Source organism: Thermosynechococcus sp. OHK43, assembly GCF_014466085.1.
GTDB lineage: Bacteria > Cyanobacteriota > Cyanobacteriia > Thermosynechococcales > Thermosynechococcaceae > Thermosynechococcus.
On the sequence record NZ_JACOMP010000026.1, the window covers coordinates 1 to 3,015 of the forward strand.

Annotated in this window: 3 protein-coding genes; all 3 read left to right on the forward strand. The window is 56.0% G+C overall.

What is annotated here, in order from left to right; translation table 11 throughout:
* A partial coding sequence (locus H8Q75_RS01225) for a hypothetical protein (RefSeq protein WP_297039775.1) occupies nucleotides 1-512 on the forward strand: 512 nt, incomplete at its 5' end.
* Between the two features lie 172 nt (nucleotides 513-684).
* Complete coding sequence (locus tag H8Q75_RS01230; protein WP_024125985.1) at nucleotides 685-2,214, forward strand: YifB family Mg chelatase-like AAA ATPase; 1,530 nt, start codon at nucleotides 685-687, stop codon at nucleotides 2,212-2,214.
* A partial coding sequence (locus H8Q75_RS01235; RefSeq protein WP_297039778.1) for an extracellular solute-binding protein occupies nucleotides 2,198-3,015 on the forward strand: 818 nt, incomplete at its 3' end. The genes H8Q75_RS01230 and H8Q75_RS01235, both read left to right, overlap by 17 nt.

Here is a 3,015-nt window from a genome sequence, read left to right on the forward strand (position 1 = left end):
CCCCAGAAGACTATGGCTTTGGTCGTTTTGTCAAGCTTGAGGATGAGCAGCGCCACTGGGCGGTCGGGGTCATTTACAACTCTCAACTGTTGAATCCCCAGTTGCATCAGATCAGCCCTCGCCTCACCAGCAGTGCCGACACCTTTCTCAGTCCCGATTTAGTCAGTGAAACCCGCACACTCCTCTGGATTGCCCTGATTGGTCATTTGGTTACTGGGGCGGGTGGAAGAACCTACGGCCAGCAGGGGATGCCCACTCTTGTGGTGCCCGTAAATACACCTGTGTGGCAATTGACTACTGCCGAGGTGCTGGCCTTTCATCGCAATGCCCAAGGTCAAGCGCAGTTTCGCTACTATGCCCATTTGTTACGCTCAACCGGGAACTATGCAGCACCGCTGTTAGCGCAAATTCTCGAAACAATTACACCCCTGTTCACTGGTACTGAGCAGCGATCGCTCGAAATTATCAGCAAAGAGTTGGCTTGGCGGCACACCTTGGGCAGCCTCCGCTAAGCCTGGAGGCAGAAATTGGCCTTTTGCAAATAAACTTCATGAAAATTCCTACGCAATAGTGACAAATCTAGGATTTTTCTGCTAAGGTCATTAAGTGTGTGAGGAGCGAACCAGTTAAGAGCACCGAGACGAAACACGGCCAGTCGTCGGTGCTCTTTCTGATGTTGAGGCTATGCTGGCGCGGGTTTGGAGTGCTGCTGTTCTAGGAATTGATGCCATTCCCGTCGGTGTCGAAGTGGATGTTTCCAGCGGCTTACCCAGGACGGTGGTGGTGGGTCTGCCCGATGCTGGCGTTCAAGAGGCGCGGGAGCGCGTTAAGGCGGCCATTCGTAACGCTGGTTTTAGCTTCCCAATGCGGCAAATTGTCGTCAATCTCACCCCCGCCGACTTACGTAAAGAAGGCCCCAGCTTTGATCTCCCCATTAGTATTGGCATCTTGGCCGCTTCAGGACAGGTTGCAACGGATTTACTCGGCGACCATCTTTTTCTCGGGGAACTGTCCCTCGATGGTACTTTGCAACCCGTGGCAGGGGTACTGGCGATCGCCCTGGCAGCCCAGACCCAAGGAATAAGCGGCCTGGTCGTGCCCACAGCCAATGTGACGGAAGCAGCGCTCGTGCGGGGACTAAAGGTCTATGGTTGCCACACTCTCGCCGAAGTTGCAGCCTTTTTGAATGACCCCACCTCGCGATCGCCAGCGGCGCCCTCCCCCTGTTGGGCTGCGGCTGCCTCCCCCCCATTTACCCTTGATCTCAAGGAGGTTAAGGGGCAGTATCAGGCACGGCGTGCCCTCGAAATTGCGGCGGCAGGGGGGCACAATCTGATCTTTGTCGGGCCACCGGGGAGTGGCAAAACAATGTTGGCGCGGCGGTTACCAACAATCTTGCCTCCCTTGACGTTTGAAGAAGCCCTTGAAGTCACGAAAATTCACTCCGTTGCTGGCTTGCTCAAAGAACGTGGGCAATTGCTCCAGGAGCCCCCCTTTCGCAGTCCTCATCATTCTGCCTCTGGCGCTGCCCTAGTGGGGGGTGGCAGTTATCCGCGGCCCGGGGAAATCTCCCTCGCTCATCGGGGGGTGCTCTTTCTCGATGAATTGACGGAATTCAAGCGGGATGTGTTGGAACTGCTGCGACAGCCCCTTGAGGATGGCCAAGTCACCATTGCGCGCGCCCGCCAATCGGTGGTTTTTCCAGCTCAATTTACCTTAGTGGCCAGTACGAATCCCTGCCCCTGTGGCTACTATGGTGATCCCGTGCAACCCTGTACCTGCTCGCCGCGCCAACGGCAACAGTATTGGGCAAAGCTCTCTGGCCCCCTGTTGGATCGCATTGATTTGCAAGTGAGTGTCAGCCGCCTCAAGCCAGAGGAAATGACCCGCCAACCCCTGGGGGAAGATTCAGCCACGGTACGGCAGCGAGTTTTGGCAGCGCGATCGCGAGCGCAACAGCGGTTTGCTGACGAGCCCAATCTGCACTGCAATGCCCAAATGCAAAGTCGTCATCTGCGCCAGTGGTGTCCCTTGGATGAGGCGTCGATCAATCTCCTAGAGAGGGCGATCGCCCAACTGGGGCTATCGGCGCGCGCCACAGACCGTATCCTAAAAGTAGCCCGTACCATTGCTGATCTGGCCGACTGTGAAACGATTGCCCTTGCCCATGTGGCCGAAGCCATTCAATACCGTACGATTGATCGTTTGCAATAGACGCGGCTGGTTTGCACTCCTGCTGGGTTTCCTAAGCCTACTGCTCATCGGTTGCACAACAGCGCCCCAATCCGAACAGCCCATTGAACTGATTTTCTGGCATGGGGTCAACCCACCCCCTAACCGTATCGTACTCCAGCGTCTTGTGGATCGCTTCAATGCCCGCCATCCCCAGATTCATGTCCAAGCCCTCTACGTTGGTCAACCCGACCAGCAGTTGCCGAAAATTCTGGCCGCAGTGGTGGGCAATGCCGCCCCAGATCTGCTCTGGTATAACCCCACGATCACGGGGCAATTTGTTGATCTGGGGGCCCTGCGTCCCCTGGATGATTGGTGGCAAGCTTCCCCCTACCGTGACCAAGTCAGTCCTGCCCTAATACCAACAATGCGCTACGGCAACCATTACTGGTCAATTCCCTTTGCTACCAACAACCTTGGAATTTTTTATCGTCCGAGTTTATTCGCTGCTGCTGGCATTAAAACACTACCCAGCACATGGCAGGAACTAGAGCAGGTGAGCCAAACCCTAAAGGCCCAGGGTATCACCCCACTGCTCCTTCCCCTTGGTCAAGGGGAATTTGCCATCTTTACTTGGTTGCCCTTCTTTTGGAGTGCCGGTGGCAGTCTCGGAGAAACGCCAGAAACCGCCCACATTGACACCCCAGCCGCGATTGCGGCCCTTGAGTTTTGGCAACGTCTGCGACAAGAGGGCTTAGCAATACTCTCGGCCCCCGAACGGGGCTATGAACTGGATCAATTTATCCGTGGGGAGGTGGCGATGCAGATTACAGGGCCTTGGAC

What these genes read in the sequence shown, in the direction of transcription:
- H8Q75_RS01230 (WP_024125985.1), top strand. Translation starts at nt 685, where the DNA reads ATGCTGGCGCGGGTTTGGAGTGCTGCTGTTCTAGGAATTGATGCCATT.